The organism is Pseudomarimonas salicorniae (assembly GCF_023156535.1).
Lineage (GTDB): Bacteria > Pseudomonadota > Gammaproteobacteria > Xanthomonadales > Xanthomonadaceae > Pseudomarimonas > Pseudomarimonas salicorniae.
The window spans coordinates 15,028-29,784 of the sequence record NZ_JALNMH010000019.1 but is presented as its reverse complement, the minus strand read 5'-3'; the positions used below and the strand labels follow the sequence as shown (position 1 = coordinate 29,784).

Sequence of the window (14,757 nt, the reverse complement as noted above, 5' to 3'; positions counted from 1 at the left end):
CGCGGCTGCTGGGGAGATCCGTTCAGGAAGACCCGCTATGCTCGTGGCGTCCCTGATCCGGAGTCAGCCATGAGCGTCCTGCTGCGCGTGTTCGCCCTGCTCGCCGTCCTGCTGTTCGCCCTGCCCGTCCTCGCCCAGCCGGGCGCCAAGGCCTACGCACCCGAGGACCTGCGCCGGCTGAACGTCCAGGACCGCATCCGCGTCCTGGAGCGCGAATACGCCGACCAGTCGAACGGCCGCCGCCTGCCCGACGACCAGCTCGAGTTCTATCTCGACCAGATTGATTCCGGCTGGACTTTCTCGCGCATCCAGCAGGACATCGCCGAATCGCTGGGCGGCGGCCGTGGCTGGCAGCCGCCGCGTTCTGGCTGGCAGGCGCGCGAGGTGATCTGCTCCAGCATCGACCGGCGCTACAACGAGTGCCGCACGCCCTTCGGCGGCCCGGCGGTACTCTCCCAGCAGATCTCCGATTCGGCCTGCGTCGAGGGACAGACCTGGGGCCAGCGCCGCGGCCTGATCTGGGTCGATCGCGGCTGCCGCGGCCGCTTCCGCGAGGGGCACTGGGGCGGCGCGCCCGGCTTCAACCCCGGCGGCGGCATCGCCTGCGAGAGCCGCGAGGGAAAGCGCAAGCGCTGCAGCCTGCCGTTCCGCGGTCCGGTGCGCATTGCCGAGCAGCTGTCCAACGCGCCCTGCATCGAGGGCCAGACCTGGTCGCAGAGCCCGGGCGAGGTCTGGGTGACCCGCGGCTGCCGCGCGGTATTCGTCGAGACCTACGGTGGCGGCGGACTGCCCGGTGGCCGCCCGCACGGCGGCGATTACTCGGTCACCTGCGCCAGCGACAACGAGCGCTATCGCACCTGCGCCTGGAACCGCAGCTACGGCCGCCCCTTCCTTATCGAACAGATCTCCCGCACCGCCTGCGTCGAAGGCCGCAGCTGGGGCTACGACGGCAACCAGCTGTGGGTCGACCACGGCTGTCGCGGGCGGTTCGGCACCCGCTAGGCAACCCGGGCGCCCCTCGCGTGCGTGGCGCTGCACCGGCTGCAGCGCCACGGCGCCGTGACCATCGGGCCAACGCGAGCTTGGGGCGCGAAGTTCGCATTCGCCCCGGTCCCGCTGTAGGAGCCAGCTTGCTGGCGATAGTCGCCCCGGATGGGATGATCGCCAGCAAGCTGGCTCCTACATTCGGGTTCTGCGGAAGGTCTGCTTCGCGCCCGAGGGGTGCATATCCGCCACTATTCCAACGAAGCCCGCCGGTTGCAGCGGTCCTGCCCGCGACCGCTACCTTGTGGATCTGGCGCGAACCATGGCCAGGGCGGACCTCCGCGCTCGCGCCCAAGGGCGCTGCTACCGGAGCCCACTATTCGACGAGCGAACGAACCGCAGATATGCGGCCAACCCGGCGCTATGGCGCCGCCGTCTCCGCCCCCCACGGCGCTGGCGGTGGAGGCACCGGCCGGGTGAGGTCGAACTCGACCCGGAACAGCCGGCCGCTGGGCCGCGACAGCTCGTAGACAAACCGCTGCCCGGGCTCGATCTCCAGCGCCCAGGTGTTCTGCAGCGAGGCATCGAGGCCGTTCTCTTTGAAGTTGGCGATGCTCGCGGCATCGACCGGAAAGGCCTGGCGCGCGGGCGTTCCGGAGTCCGTGGTGTCGCCGCCGTACCAGGTGACCGGGTCCTCGCTGCCGTCGGCATGGCGGTGGTCGTGTTTCAGCCGCAGCCCGTCAGCGACGCGGGTGAGCACCCATGTCCGCGAGCGGTCCTCGCCGACGTGGAAGGGAATCCGCAGACCGTCCTCGGAACACTCGCGTACGTGCATCACCAATGACTTGCCCTCGAACGGGTCAGGCGTGGTGGGCGGCGGGAGGTTGGCGGTTATCCGGCCCTCGAAGGCCTGCCCGCACAGCGCTCGGAGCCGGTCGAGAAAGGCCTCGGCCGGACTCGCCCCGACCGGTGCGGCGGCGGCACAGCAGAGCAGGATTGCAAGGCCTGCAAGGAATCGGGACATGGCGGGCTCGACGATGGGCGAGCCGGCAGCATACCCCGCCCCTGCGCGGTGGCGGATGCTCTAACCTGTACTCCGGACGCCCCGGGGATCGATGGCTGATGGAACTGCTGAACTGGCTGCTGGAAGCCCTGCGCAACGGCCTGCCCATGCTGGTCGTGCTGGTCTGTGGCGCGGCTGTCCTGGCCGGACTCAACATCGCGTTGCGCCGACGCTGGAAGGGGCGGCCCGAGCTGCAGTTCCGCTTCCAGCTGATCATGCTGTTCCTGACCCTCGGCGGCGTGCTGGCCCTGCTGCTGACGCTGCCGATCAGCGACTCGCTGCGTGGCCAGCTGCTCAGCCTGCTCGGCATCCTGCTGAGCGCGGCCATCGCCCTGTCGTCGACCACCTTCATCGGCAACATGATGGCCGGCATCATGCTGCGCCTGATCCAGAACGCGCGACCGGGTGATTTCATCAGCGTCGCCGACATCCGCGGCCGCATCACCGAGATGGACCTGCTGCATACCGAGGTGCAGACCGAGGACCGCGACCTGGTCACCATTCCCAACCTGCTGATGGTCACCCAGCCGCTGCGCCGCGCGCGGGCCAGCGGGACCATCGTCTCCTGCGAGGTGTCACTGGGCTACGACGTCTCGCGGCGGAGGATCGCCGAGGCCCTGCGCGACGCCGTCCAGCGCGCCGGGCTGGAGGATGGCTTCGTCCAGGTGCGCGGGCTGGGTGATTTCTCGGTGACCTACCGCGCCGCCGGCCTGCTCGCCGACTCCAGCCAGCTGATCAGCGCCCGCTCCGAACTGCACGAGGCCGTGCTCGACGCGCTGCATGATGCCGGCATCGAGATCGTCTCGCCGAACTTCATGAACACCCGTGCCCTGTCACCCGAGGCGCGCATCCTGCCGCCGACCGAGGCGAAACCGGTCGAAGCCCCCAAACCGCGCGCCGAATCGGTGGCTTTCGACAAGGCCGAGGAGGCGGCCTCGGTCGAGCAGCTGCGCGACCTGCTCGGCGAACGCGAGGATGCGCTCGGGGAAGAGAAGGACGAGGCCCGGCGCAAGGCCCTGCAGGTGGAGATCGTCAATCTCCGCGAGCGCATCGATGCCGCGCGCGAGGCGCAGAAGCAGGACGCCGACTAGGCGTCGGACCTCTGCTTGATCCCGGGCCGGAACCCTGCGGAGTTCGGGCCGACCCTCCCCCCCGGCGCAATGCAACGCTGCCAGACGTCAAGGAGAATCCACGATGTACGTACAAGGATTTCTGGTCCCCGTGCCGGAAGGCAACGAGGAGAAGTACCGCGAAGTCGCCGAGAAGTTCTGGAGGATCGCCAGGGACTACGGGGCGCTGTCCCAGTTCGAATGCTGGGAGGACGACATCAAGGACGGCGTGCAGACGGACTTTCGCCGTGCGGTGAACCTGCAGGCGGGAGAGAAGGTGGTGTTCGCCTGGATGACCTGGCCGGACAAGGAGACCGCCGATGCCTCCCACGAGAGGATGATGTCGGACGAGCGCATGAAGACCGACTTCGGCGCGCCCGACGGCAGCGACATGCCTTTCGACGGCAAGCGCATGGTGTACGGCGGGTTCAGGCCGATCGTGCAGAACGTGGCCTGAGCATTCGACGCCGGGACCGGCTCCCGCGGGCCTCGGGAGCCCCTCGGCCCGGTAAGGCACGGCGGCGAATGCGATTAAGCGGGCACTGACCCACCACCCGCGCCCTCGGGGGTGATTGGAGGCCTCGGTTCGTGCGCCCCTGAGCCCGGGCGCCCGCCCGATTCTGGCGCCGGGGCTCAGCTCGCCGCGGCGGCCGGCTTGGACTCGCTCTTGGCCGGCTTGCTTTCGGCCTTGGGCGACTCCGCCTTGCTCTCGGTCTTCGACTCGGCCTTCGGCGCCTCGGCCTTGCCGGCGTCGCCCTTGCCCGCCCCATCGCCGTCACCGGCGAGGTTGCGCTTCTTGTCACCGTCCTTTTTGAAGTCGGTCTCGTACCAGCCGCTTCCGGCCAGGCGGAATGCCGGCGCGGTGATCTGGCGGCGAATGCCCTCGGCCTGGCAGGCCGGGCAGGTCGTCGGATCTGGGTCGGACAGCTTCTGCAGGCGGTCGAAACGGTGGTCGCAGGCGGGGCATTCGTATCCGTAGATGGGCATGGTCGATCTCGTCCGGTAACAGGTAGCGGGCATCTCCGCCGATGTGGCGCATGTTGGGGCGGAGCAACACCAATTCAAGCCCGCGTCGATCGCCGCGGCAGCACCCCCTCCCAGCCTCCCCCTACGGCGCCAAGCGCCGCAAGGGGAGGAGCAGAGCCTGCTCCCCTGCCGAACCCTGAGCCCTGAGCCCTGAGCCCTGAGCCCTGAGCCCTGGCCCTGGCCCCCAGGCCCTCCCCTAAACCCCCAACGCCTCCAGCGCCTCATACAGCTCCAGCCACTCGGCCTCGGCCGCGGCGTGGCGTTCGCGCAGGGAGGACTGCTGGCGGGCCAGTTCGGCGGCGCGCTTGCCGCCGTCGGCGTAGAGCTCGGGATCGGCGAGTTGCGACTCCAGCGCCGCCAGCTCGGCGTCCAGCTTGGCCATGCCGGCCTCGACCTGCTTCAGGCGATTGCGCAGCGGGCGTTCGCGTTCGCGCTGCTCGGCGGCGCTGCGGCGGCGCTCCTTGCCGCCGCCGCTGGTGGCAGGCTCGGCGCTGGCCGGCGCCGGGCCGGAGGCGGACTTCTGCTCGGTGCGTTCGCGCGAGCGCAGCCAGGCGGCGTAGTCGTCGAGGTCTCCATCGAAGGCAGTGACGCTGCCGTCGGATACACGCCAGAAGCGGTCGCAGGCGAGGCCGATGAGATGCCGGTCATGGCTGACCAGGACCAGGGCACCATCGAACTCGGCCAGCGCCTCGGCCAGGGCCTCGCGCATGTCCATGTCGAGATGGTTGGTGGGCTCGTCGAGCAGCAACACGTTTGGCCGGGTCCAGGCGATCAGGGCCAGCGCCAGACGCGCCCGCTCGCCGCCGGAGAAACCGTCCACCGTCTCGAAGGCGCGCTCGCCGGCGAAGTTCCAGCGGCCCAGCCAGTTGCGAAGTTCCTGCTCGCCCTTGCCCGGGGCGATGCGGGCAAGGTGCTGGATCGGGCTCTCGCCCTCGGTCAGCGCCTCGACCGTGTGCTGGGCGAAGTAGCCGATCCGCGCTGCCGGGTGAATCATCCGCTCGCCGCCCAGCGGCGGCAGCTCGCCGACCAGGGTCTTGACCAGGGTCGACTTGCCGGCGCCATTGGGACCGAGCAGGGCGACGCGATCGCCGGGCTCCAGGGCGAATTTGACGTTCGAGAGCACGTGATTCGTGATTCGTGATTGGTGATTTTCCGGTGCGACGGCGGCAGACCCTGTCGTTGAGGCCACAGCTGCGGGCTCCTGAGCCTGAGCCTCCCGCTCACGATATCCCGCGTCGAGCCGATCCAGCCGCAGCAGCGGGCTCGGCAGCTCGGGCGGCGTGTCGAAGGCAAAGCGGAACGGCGACTCGGCGCGCACGGCTTCGGTGCCGGCCAGCTTCTCCAGCCGCTTCATCCTCGACTGCGCCTGCTTGGCCTTGCTCGCCTTGGCCTTGAAGCGGTCGATGAAGCTCTGCAGGTGGGCGCGCTCGACCTGCTCCTTCTCGTGTGCGATCTGCTGCTGGCGCAGCTGCTCGGCGCGCTGTCGCTCGAACGATGTGTAGTTGCCGGAGTACAGCTTCGCCCGGCCGTCGTGCAGGTGAACGACCTGGCTGCAGACGCCGTCCAGGAACTCGCGATCGTGGGAGATCACCACCAGGGTGCCGGGATAGCGCAGCAGCCACTGCTCCAGCCAGAGCACGGCGTCGAGGTCGAGGTGGTTGGTTGGCTCGTCCAGCAGCAGCAGGTCGGAGGGCGCCATCAGCGCGCGGGCCACGTTGAGGCGGACCCGCCAGCCCCCGCTGAAGCTGGCCACCGGGCGCTCGTGGGTCTCTGCTGCAAAGCCAAGCCCGTGCAGCAGCCGTCCGGCGCGGGCCCGGGCGTCGTAGCCATTGAGCGCATCGATCCGGTGATGCGCCTCGGCGGCCGCGGCATGGTCGCCGCGCGCGCTGGCCTCGGCTTCATCGCGCAGTGCAGCGGCCAGCGCGACGTCGCCGCCGAGCACGTAGTCGATCGCGGCATCGGGAAGAGCCGGGGTTTCCTGGGCGACGCTGGCGATGCGCAGGTTGGCCGGCAGGTCGAGATCCCCCGCATCGGCCTCCAGCTCGCCGAGCAGGGTGGCGAACAGGGAGGACTTGCCACAGCCGTTGCGGCCGACCAGGCCGACCTTCCAGCCGGCATGCAGGGTGAGGTCGACGTCGGACAGCAAAAGGCGTCCCGCACGGCGCAGGGCAAAGGAACGGAAGGCGATCATGGGCGCGAAGTGTAATCGAGCGCCGCCCGATCCTATCCTCATGACTTCCGGACCGCCCTTCGGAAGCTGAACGGTGGCACACTGCAACCAGCCGCAATGCCCGGCGACCCGACAACCGCCTGGCTGAAGCGCGCCCGATCCTTCGCCCCGATCCGCAGGAGGTTGTCATGCCGAAGCTGTCGCTGTTGTCGATTGCCGTTCTTGCTGCCCTGAATGCCGCCCCTGCTCACGCCCAGGATCCCGCCGAGGGCGAGGACGCCCGCGCCCTTGATACGGTCGTCGTGACCGGTACCCGCGTGTCCAACCGCTCGGCCGGCGAAACCCCGGCGCCGATCGACGTGGTCGGGGTTGAGACCCTGCAGCGCACCGGCGCACCGGAGCTCAACCAGGCGCTCTCGGTCGCCCTGCCCTCGTTCAACTTCCCGCGACCGGGTCTGGCCGACGGTACCGACACGGTCCGTCCGGCGACGCTGCGCGGCCTGGCCCCTGACCAGTCCCTGGTCCTGGTCAACTCCAAGCGCCGGCATGCCGCTGCCCTGGTCAACGTCAACGGCACCGTGGGCCGCGGCTCGTCCGCGGTCGATCTGAACACCATCCCGATGGCTGCGGTCCAGTCGGTCGAGGTGCTGCGCGACGGCGCCTCGGCGCAGTACGGCTCGGATGCCATCGCCGGCGTCATCAATGTGATCCTCCGCCGCGCCGCCGAGGGCGGCAACGCCACGGTCAGCTACAGCCAGCGCGACACCGAGTACACCACGCCGACCACCCCGCCCCCGGCCGGCGCGATCTGGAGCGCACCCTCCCGCATCAGCCGCGACCTTACCGACGGCGAGACGGTGACCGTCTCGGCCTGGAAGGGCTTCGCACTCGGTGACGCCGGCTATTTCACGCTCTCGGCCGAGTACAAGGACGCCGAGCGCACCGAACGCGGCGGCTACGACTACCGCCAGCAGTACCCGCTGGTGAACGGCGCCTTCGACCCGCGCGAGGCGAACTTCGACCGCTTCAACGCCTGGTACGGCGAGCCCGAGGTCGAGCAGAAGACCGTGTTCGCCAACTTCGGCATCGACTACGAGAGCGGCTCGCGGCTCTACGGCTGGGCCAGCCTGCAGGACCGCGAGGCCCGCTCGGCCGGCTTCTACCGCCGAGCGCTCGACGCCCGCAACGTCATCGAGATCTATCCGGACGGCTTCCTGCCGATCATTGCCCCGGATGTCGACGACAGCAGCGCCGCCATCGGCTACGAGTGGCAGTGGAACAACTGGTTCATGGACACCTCGCTGGTCTACGGCAAGAACGAGATGCAGTTCACCATCGAGAACACCCTGAACCGCTCGCTCGGCCCGGCCAGCGGCACCGAGTTCGACGCCGGCGGCTTCGACTACGACCAGCTGGTGTTCAACTTCTCCGGCGTGAATTCGCTGGATGTCGATGGCCTGGCCTCGGCACTCAACGTGGCCGCCGGCATCGAGGCCCGTCGCGAGAGTTATTCGATCTTCGCCGGCGAACCGGATTCCTACCGCAACGGCGGAGTGCTGCTCAACGGCAATCCCACGGCCTCGGGCGCCCAGGTGTTCCCCGGCTTCCGCCCCTCCAACGAAGTGAACGAGGACCGCACTGCGGTGGGCGTCTACGTCGACTTCGAGGCCAACCTGACCGAGAACCTGCTCGGTTCGGCCGCGGTGCGCGCCGAGGACTACTCCGACTTCGGCAGCAACCTGACCGGCAAGCTGGCGATGCGCTATGACTTCAGCACCGCCTTCGCCCTCCGTGGCTCGATGCAGAACGGCTTCCGCGCGCCCTCGCCGCAGCAGCAGTTCTTCACCGCCACCTCGACCAACTTCATCAACGGCGTGCCCTTCGACATCACCACCTTCCCGGTGGATGATCCGATCGCCCGGGCGCTGGGCGCACGGCCGCTGGACGCCGAGGAGTCGGTCAACTTCTCGCTGGGCGCGGTGATGTCGCTGGGCGATGTGACGGTCACCGTCGATGCCTACCGCATCGACATCGACGACCGCATCGTGCTCTCGGAGAACCTGGTCGCCACCAACGTTCGAGATTTCCTGACCTCGCGCGGCTTCATCGGCATCGGCGGCGGACGCTTCTTCATCAACGGCGTGGATACCGAAACCCAGGGCGTCGACGTGGTCGTCAGCTGGCCGTGGGACACCGAGAATCTCGGCAAGTTCGACTTCACCCTAGCTGGCAACTACAACGAAACCGAGGTGACCCGGGTCCCGACCACGGCCGAGCTGTCCGCGCTGGATCCGGCACCGGTGCTGTTCGGCCGCATCAACGTGCTGACCTTCGAAGAGGGCAATCCAAAGGACAAGCTCGCGGCCATCGTCAACTGGTCGCAGGGCATGCTTGGCGCCACCCTGCGCGCCACCCGCTACGGCGAGGTGTTGGACCCCGGAACCAGCGCGGCCACCGACTTCCGCCTGCCGTCAAAGACCCTGGTCGACCTCGAGGGTCGGGTGCAATTCACAGATTCGCTGCGCCTGGCCATCGGTGCCGAGAACGTCTTCGACCAGTACCCGGAAGCCTTCCCGATCAGCCGCAACGGCACCGGCAACACACCGTTCTCCAACTACTCGCCGTTCGGACGCTCGGGCCGGCTCGTGTACGCGCGCCTGAGCCTCGACTTCTGAGGCCGGCCGCCGCGGGGCGCAATAGCGTCCCGCGGCGGAGGTTCAAGCGGTGCGGAAGCGCCCCGCCGAGCGCTCGAGGCGCTCGGCGTGACCGGCCAGCAGAGCCCCCTGCGAGGCCGTTCCCTGGACCACCTCGGTGCTGGCCTGGGTCGAAGTTTCCATATCGCCCACCGCCCGGCTGACCTCGGCGATGCCGCGCGCCTGCTCGGCCGAGGCTGCCGAGATCTCGGCGATGAGGGCACTGACCCGGCGCACCGAGTCGACCACGCCGCCCATCGTGTCGCCGGCGCGGGAAACCAGCTCCGATCCGCTGCGCACGCGCTCGCCGGAGTTCTCGATCAGTGCCTTGATCTCCTTGGCCGCATCCGCCGAACGCTGCGCCAGCGCACGGACCTCACTGGCGACCACGGCGAAGCCGCGGCCCTGTTCACCGGCGCGGGCCGCCTCCACCGCGGCATTCAGGGCGAGGATGTTGGTCTGGAAGGCGATGCCGTCGATCACGCCGATGATGTCGGCGATGCGCTGCGAGGCCTCGCTGATCTGCCCCATTGTCCGAACCACCTGCTGGACCACGCTGCCTCCTTCCTCGGCCACGCGGGTCGCCCCGTCGGCCAGGGTGCGCGCCTCGTTCGCGCTCTGCGCGTTCTGCTGCACGGTTGACGTCAGCTGCTCCATGGCGGCCGCCGACTGCTCCAGGCTGGCGGCCTGGCTCTGGATGCGGCTGGACAGGTCCTCGGTGCCCTGATTGAGGCTTTCCGACGCGCCGTGAATGTCGCGCGAAGCCGCGCGCAGCTCGCCGACCAGGGCCTGCAGGCTGCGCATGGCGGTCTCGGAATCCTTGCGCAGACGCGCGAAGTCGCCGCCACCGCGCTCGCCGAGTCGAACCGTGAGGTCCCCCTTGCCGAGGGCGGTGGTGAAGCGATCGAAGTCGGCGACCAGCTCGGCCATCTCGCTGAACAGGCCGTTGATCTGCCGGCCCAGCTCCAGCTGGAACCCCTGCAAGCCGTCGAGCGGGAGGGACTGCCGGGTGTCGCCGCCGATGAAGGCGCGGACCGCCTCACTCTGCCGGGCCTGGAACAGGGAGAACACGTCCACGGTGTGTTGCAGCGAGCGCAGCAGCCGCCGGTACTCGCCGGACATCTGATCCGAGTCGATCTTCGGCAGTTCTCCGCGGGCGAGGGCCTCGACCGAGTCCGCGACCTCGGTGATCAGTACCTCCGAGCGCTGGGCGCCCTGGTTCACCGCGGCGATGACGTGGGCCAGCTCGCCCTCCGTGCCCGAGGCATCGACCCGACGGGCGAAATCGCCGGCGGCCTGTGCCTCGACCAGCAAGGAGACCTCCTCGAGCCGCTCGGAGAGACTCCTCGCCGCAGCCCCGAGGGCCCAGGCGGCGCTGCCGGCCGGCGCCGTGCCGAGCGCTCGGGCGGGCCCAAGATCGCCCACCGCCAGACGCTCGGCCGCCGCGCGCAGCGTGTTGCCGGCCGCTCCCAGACGGGTTGCATCGTCCTCGAGGCCTCTTGCCATCACCACCAGAAAGGCCGTTTCGGCTACCACGAACGCCGCATGGATGAGCAGGATGCCGAAGCTGTAGTAGCCGTCCGGATAGGCCCAGACCTCGACGCCACGAAGCTGAAGCCAGCCGAAAAGGGCGTGGTGCACCGCGATCACCGCGGCGGCCAGGACAAGCACTCGCCAGTCGCGGTAGTACACCAGGGCCGCCAGCAGGACGAAGATGGCGAAATGCATTTCGAGCATGCCCCGCGTCTGATGAATCAGCGCGGCCGACAGGATCATCGTCGCGACCGCCATCGCCATGCGCGTCAGCGCGGCCCCGGGCATCAGCCGGGTCAGCGCACCCATCGCGATCACCGTGGGCAGGGCGACCAGCAGCACGGTGGGCCAGGTTCCGTTGCCCATCGCAATGCCCACGCCGGTCAGCAGCGCCAGCACGCACAGCGCCAGCAGCAGACGGTCGGCGCGGACTCTCAGCGCGTCGAGATAATTCTGGTGGTTCATCGATCCCTCCCTCAGGTACTCGTGCGACGCTGGGCCGGACAGGGGCACAGGCCCGGCCAAACTCTGGTTGGCGCTTCCGGCAACAGGCCCTGTCGGAGCCTTGTGCCGATACTGACGCAGTGATCCGGATTGGCGCGGAGGAAGGCATAGCGCAGCCCGCCGTCCTCGGCAAACAGTAACGCATCGATGGCGCCGTCCTGCGGCAGGCCGTGGGCGATGTCCCAGGCGGGGGCCGCTGTGCGACCGACCTCGAGCACGGGCAGATCAAGCCCCGAAGCCGAGCGAAGCAGATCGATGCCGGCCGCCCCGGCGCATTCACAGCCCGGCAACACCACCAGGGTCATCCGCGGCGCGAATGCGTCGTGCGAGCGCCACCAGGCTTCGGCAGCCAGGCTGAATTCCCTTTCCGAGAGCGCGTCGCGTTCGGCGAGCCGTGGCGTCACGGCGAGGCTCCAGAAACTCGCACAAACAAAGCCGAGCCAGGCCACGAAAACCAGCACGCCGGCCTGCCTGCGGATGCCCGCATCAGGAATCCGAGCTGGCGATGCCGCATACTTCATGCCCGTCAGTGTAGCCAGTCGGCCACACCCGGACAGTCGGAGATTACCCGTGAGTGAAAGCCCGCAGGACGCCCAGGCCGAAACGCCCCAGCTCGACCCCATCGAAGCCCGCATCCTCGGTTGCCTGGTCGAGAAGGAAGCCACGACCCCCGAGCAATACCCGCTGACCCAGAACGCGGTGCAGCTGGCCTGCAACCAGAAGACCAGCCGCGACCCGGTGATGGAGCTGGAGCCCGGTGAGGTGGGACATGCCCTTCGGCAGATGGAAGCGCGCCGACTGCTGCGCAGCGTGCACGGCTCCCGGGCGCAGCGCTACGAGCACCGCTTCGCCGAGGCCTTCGGCGTAACCCGCGCCCAGCAGGCCGTGCTCGCCCTGCTCCTGCTGCGCGGCCCGCAGACAGCGCCCGAACTGCTGCAGCGGAGTGATCGCCTGCACGCCTTCGCCGACCTCGATGACCTGCACCACACGTTGGATCGCCTGATCCAGCGCAATCCCGCCCTGGTCATCCGCGTGCCCAGGTCGGGCGGCCAGCGCGAGGATCGCTACATGCACCTGCTCTCGGGCCCGGTCGACGTCGACGCGCTGCGCGAGAACGCCGCCTCCAGCCCGCGAGGCCCCGCGGCCGGACGCGACGAACTGCTCGACCGCATCGCTGCGCTGGAATCGCGCATCGAGGCCCTGGAGCAGCGCCTCCGCCACGACTGAGGACGCGCCCTTCGCGCTTCAATGCAAAAGTTGGGCGCAAAGAAGACCTTCCACAACACCCGGATGTAGGAGCCAGCTTGCTGGCGATCGTCCCATCCGGGGCGCCTATCGCCAGCAAGCTGGCTCCTACAGCGGGGCCGGGGCGCATGCGAACTTCGCGCCCTTCCGGCGCGTCCAGATCCTGCCCCCCTTCGACCACATTCTCGCAATTCAACGAGACCCGAGTGTGCAAGTGCCCTCGGGCGCGACCGCAGCGCCAGGGATTCACCACAGACCGCGGCCAGGACGAATCTCCGCGGTCGAGCCCATTTGCGTCGGGCCTCGTTGCGCGTCGGCGAAGCCCCATGGGGTGTGCCTTGGCGCACCGATACGGGCATCTGGAATGTATGCCCGGTGCGGCGAGCCGCACCCTATGAACGTCTTCTTCGCGCCCAACCCCGCCGTCCTACCCGCCAAACAGATCCGCCTGCCTCGATGCGGACGGGGCGGCGTCCCCGGCGATGACGCGTCGGCCGGCAGGACGGCGGCTGCCGTGACGTGCGAGGACACTTCGGCTCTGCTCGGCCATGCCTTCCCGTCCGCGCCAGGCAAACAGTCGGTCTCGCGCCTGGCGCGCGGCCTGCAGGTGGTCACGGACCGGCAGCGGGTAGTCGGCGTCCAGCCGCACCCCGTAGCGACGCTGGTCGGCAGATGACATCCGCCAGGGCTCGTGGATGCGCGACCCCGGCAGCGCGGCCAGCTCGGGCAGCCAGCGGCGGATGAACTCGCCCTCGGGATCCTGATCCAGTGACTGCTTGACCGGGTTGTAGATGCGCGGGATGTTGATGCCGGTGACCCCGGCCTGCATCTGCACCTGGCTGTAGTGGATGCCGGGCTCGTAGTCGCTGAACTGGCGAGCGAGATGCAGGGCCGGCTCGCGCCAGTGAAGCCACAGGTGGTAGCTGGAGACCGCCACCAGCATCGCCCGCATGCGGAAGTTCAGCCATCCGGTCGCAAGCAGCGAGCGCATGCAGGCATCCACGAAGGGCCAGCCGGTCTCACCCCGGCACCAGCGCCCGAAGGCTTCGCTGTCGAACCCGGTTTCGCGCAGACCATCAAAACCGCGATGGACGTTGCGGAACTCGATATCCGGTTGGGACTCCAGCTTCTGGATGAAGTGGCAGTGCCAGTGCAGGCGTTTGTCGAAAGACACCAGGTCGCGCGCCGGGGTCATCGCTTCGCCAGCGTTCCGCGCCGCGCGGGTCCGCCTTACCACCTCGCGCATCGACACGGCGCCGGTCGCAAGGCCCACCGATAGCCGCGAGCAGACCTCGGCGCCGCGCAGGGGCGAACTCATGCCGCGCTGGTAGCCGGCGCCCCGGCCGTCGAGAAAACTCTCCAGGCAGTCCCTCGCTGCAATGCGACCGCCGGCCTGCAGCAGATCGTTGCGTTCGAGTGGCAGGCCACCCAGATCGAGCGACCGTTCGCGCAGCGGCAGCAGCGCACGCGGCAGGCGAAGCGCGCCGGGCGCAGGCAGGGGATCGCCGGACATGCGCTGCTCCCACTGGCGGGCCCAGCCATCGCGGCTGCGCAGGCGGCGGACCACGCCGCCCTGCGGCCACTCCCTCCATTCGATCCCGTGCTCGCGCAACCAGCGGGCCACCGCGCGGTCGCGGGCATAGCTCCAGCCGTTTCCGGTTTCCTCGTGCGAATGCACCGCCGCGATGGCCACCTCCCGGCGCAGGGCATCGAGCACCTCGATGGCCTCCCCACGGCGCACCACGAGGCAGCTGCCGCGGCGCCTCAGCGCCGCATCGAGCTCCTCCAGCGCGGGCCTAAGCATGCTGCCGTGGCGCGGCGAGGCGTCCGGCTGCGCCCAGGCTTCCGGTTCGATGATGTAGAGCGGCACGACCTCGCCGCCCGACCCGCAGGCCGCAAGCAGCGGCGCGTGATCTGCGATCCGCAGGTCGCGTTTGAACCAGACGATGACGACCATGGCGCCATGCTGGCGCCGCGGCCGTGGAGCAGAGGTAAAGCCCTACCTGGCCTTGGGCTTGGCCTTGCCGGCCCCCTTGAGCACGAAGGTCAGCTTGAGGGTCACCCGGTAGCCGGTGACCTTGCCGCCGCTGACATCGACGCTCTGGTCCTTGACCCAGGCGCCGGCGACGTCGCTGACGGTTTCGGTGGCACGCGCGATGCCCTGCTTGATCGCATCGTCAAAGCTGGTCTTGCTGACCGAAATGACTTCGATGACCTTGGCAACCGACATGGGCTTCTCCCCGTTGAAAGGAGCGCCCAGTCTGCGCCGCGCGTTCCGCGCACGCTACCTTGCGCCGCATCAAGGCCGATCGTTCCGCCGCCTTAAGGAGACTCTGACCAAGTCCAGCGCCCCTCGCCGGAGGTTGTGCAGCCGGCCAGCAAGGCGCGCGCGCAGGGTGTGGTGGTGCCACGGCCAAGACGCGCAACGCA

At 69.1% G+C, this 14,757-nt stretch carries 12 protein-coding genes; 5 read left to right on the top strand and 7 right to left on the bottom strand.

Going from position 1 to position 14,757, the window contains the following annotated elements:
* The first annotated feature begins 69 nt into the window (after window positions 1-69).
* Complete coding sequence (locus M0G41_RS17675; protein ID WP_248211478.1) at window positions 70-1,002, top strand: DUF3011 domain-containing protein; 933 nt, start codon at window positions 70-72, stop codon at window positions 1,000-1,002.
* A 403-nt stretch (window positions 1,003-1,405) separates the two neighbouring features.
* Here M0G41_RS17675 and M0G41_RS17670 read toward each other — a convergent pair whose 3' ends face one another.
* A complete protein-coding gene (locus tag M0G41_RS17670; RefSeq protein WP_248211477.1) occupies window positions 1,406-2,008 on the bottom strand; it encodes a hypothetical protein in 603 nt (200 codons plus the stop codon).
* 98 nt (window positions 2,009-2,106) lie between these two features.
* On the opposite strand from M0G41_RS17670, the gene M0G41_RS17665 reads away from it, so the two are divergent.
* Together M0G41_RS17665 and M0G41_RS17660 are read left to right on the top strand one after the other, a co-directional pair.
* Entirely contained in the window at window positions 2,107-3,138 is a 1,032-nt protein-coding gene (locus M0G41_RS17665; RefSeq protein WP_248211476.1) for a mechanosensitive ion channel family protein, read from the top strand.
* 103 nt (window positions 3,139-3,241) lie between these two features.
* Entirely contained in the window at window positions 3,242-3,613 is a 372-nt protein-coding gene (locus tag M0G41_RS17660; protein WP_248211475.1) for a DUF1428 domain-containing protein, read from the top strand.
* Window positions 3,614-3,789: 176 nt separating this feature from the next.
* Here the strand turns inward: M0G41_RS17660 and M0G41_RS17655 are convergent, their stop codons facing one another.
* Together M0G41_RS17655 and abc-f are read right to left on the bottom strand one after the other, a co-directional pair.
* On the bottom strand, window positions 3,790-4,143 hold the full coding sequence (locus tag M0G41_RS17655; protein WP_248211474.1) for an FmdB family zinc ribbon protein: 354 nt from the start codon (window positions 4,141-4,143) through the stop codon (window positions 3,790-3,792).
* Window positions 4,144-4,378: 235 nt separating this feature from the next.
* Window positions 4,379-6,373, bottom strand: coding sequence for a ribosomal protection-like ABC-F family protein (gene abc-f, locus M0G41_RS17650; protein WP_248211472.1), 1,995 nt, complete (start codon window positions 6,371-6,373; stop codon window positions 4,379-4,381).
* A gap of 167 nt (window positions 6,374-6,540) precedes the next feature.
* Between abc-f and M0G41_RS17645 the strand changes: the two genes are divergently transcribed.
* Window positions 6,541-9,027 (top strand): TonB-dependent receptor plug domain-containing protein, encoded by a 2,487-nt coding sequence (locus M0G41_RS17645; RefSeq protein ID WP_248211470.1) that lies wholly within the window; start codon window positions 6,541-6,543, stop codon window positions 9,025-9,027.
* Between the two features lie 42 nt (window positions 9,028-9,069).
* On the opposite strand, the gene M0G41_RS17640 is transcribed toward M0G41_RS17645, so the two are convergent.
* Both M0G41_RS17640 and M0G41_RS17635 read right to left on the bottom strand, forming a co-directional pair.
* Window positions 9,070-11,043, bottom strand: coding sequence for a methyl-accepting chemotaxis protein (locus tag M0G41_RS17640; protein ID WP_248211468.1), 1,974 nt, complete (start codon window positions 11,041-11,043; stop codon window positions 9,070-9,072).
* Window positions 11,044-11,054: 11 nt separating this feature from the next.
* Window positions 11,055-11,603 (bottom strand): hypothetical protein, encoded by a 549-nt coding sequence (locus M0G41_RS17635; protein WP_248211467.1) that lies wholly within the window; start codon window positions 11,601-11,603, stop codon window positions 11,055-11,057.
* Window positions 11,604-11,652: 49 nt separating this feature from the next.
* Here M0G41_RS17635 and M0G41_RS17630 point away from each other — a divergent pair, with 49 nt between their 5' ends.
* A complete protein-coding gene (locus M0G41_RS17630) occupies window positions 11,653-12,309 on the top strand; it encodes a YceH family protein (protein WP_248211466.1) in 657 nt (218 codons plus the stop codon).
* A 445-nt stretch (window positions 12,310-12,754) separates the two neighbouring features.
* Here the strand turns inward: M0G41_RS17630 and M0G41_RS17625 are convergent, their stop codons facing one another.
* Both M0G41_RS17625 and M0G41_RS17620 read right to left on the bottom strand, forming a co-directional pair.
* Entirely contained in the window at window positions 12,755-14,284 is a 1,530-nt protein-coding gene (locus M0G41_RS17625) for an FAD-binding domain-containing protein (protein ID WP_248211465.1), read from the bottom strand.
* A 42-nt stretch (window positions 14,285-14,326) separates the two neighbouring features.
* Window positions 14,327-14,557: a dodecin family protein gene (locus M0G41_RS17620; protein WP_248211464.1), complete on the bottom strand. Its 231-nt coding sequence runs from the start codon at window positions 14,555-14,557 to the stop codon at window positions 14,327-14,329.
* Window positions 14,558-14,757 lie beyond the last annotated feature (200 nt).

What these genes read in the sequence shown, in the direction of transcription:
- M0G41_RS17665 (WP_248211476.1), top strand. Translation starts at nt 2,107, where the DNA reads ATGGAACTGCTGAACTGGCTGCTGGAAGCCCTGCGCAACGGCCTGCCC.
- M0G41_RS17660 (WP_248211475.1), top strand. Translation starts at nt 3,242, where the DNA reads ATGTACGTACAAGGATTTCTGGTCCCCGTGCCGGAAGGCAACGAGGAG.
- M0G41_RS17640 (WP_248211468.1), bottom strand. Translation starts at nt 11,043, where the DNA reads ATGAACCACCAGAATTATCTCGACGCGCTGAGAGTCCGCGCCGACCGT.
- M0G41_RS17625 (WP_248211465.1), bottom strand. Translation starts at nt 14,284, where the DNA reads ATGGTCGTCATCGTCTGGTTCAAACGCGACCTGCGGATCGCAGATCAC.
- M0G41_RS17635 (WP_248211467.1), bottom strand. Translation starts at nt 11,603, where the DNA reads ATGAAGTATGCGGCATCGCCAGCTCGGATTCCTGATGCGGGCATCCGC.
- M0G41_RS17670 (WP_248211477.1), bottom strand. Translation starts at nt 2,008, where the DNA reads ATGTCCCGATTCCTTGCAGGCCTTGCAATCCTGCTCTGCTGTGCCGCC.
- abc-f (WP_248211472.1), bottom strand. Translation starts at nt 6,373, where the DNA reads ATGATCGCCTTCCGTTCCTTTGCCCTGCGCCGTGCGGGACGCCTTTTG.
- M0G41_RS17675 (WP_248211478.1), top strand. Translation starts at nt 70, where the DNA reads ATGAGCGTCCTGCTGCGCGTGTTCGCCCTGCTCGCCGTCCTGCTGTTC.
- M0G41_RS17655 (WP_248211474.1), bottom strand. Translation starts at nt 4,143, where the DNA reads ATGCCCATCTACGGATACGAATGCCCCGCCTGCGACCACCGTTTCGAC.
- M0G41_RS17645 (WP_248211470.1), top strand. Translation starts at nt 6,541, where the DNA reads ATGCCGAAGCTGTCGCTGTTGTCGATTGCCGTTCTTGCTGCCCTGAAT.
- M0G41_RS17620 (WP_248211464.1), bottom strand. Translation starts at nt 14,557, where the DNA reads ATGTCGGTTGCCAAGGTCATCGAAGTCATTTCGGTCAGCAAGACCAGC.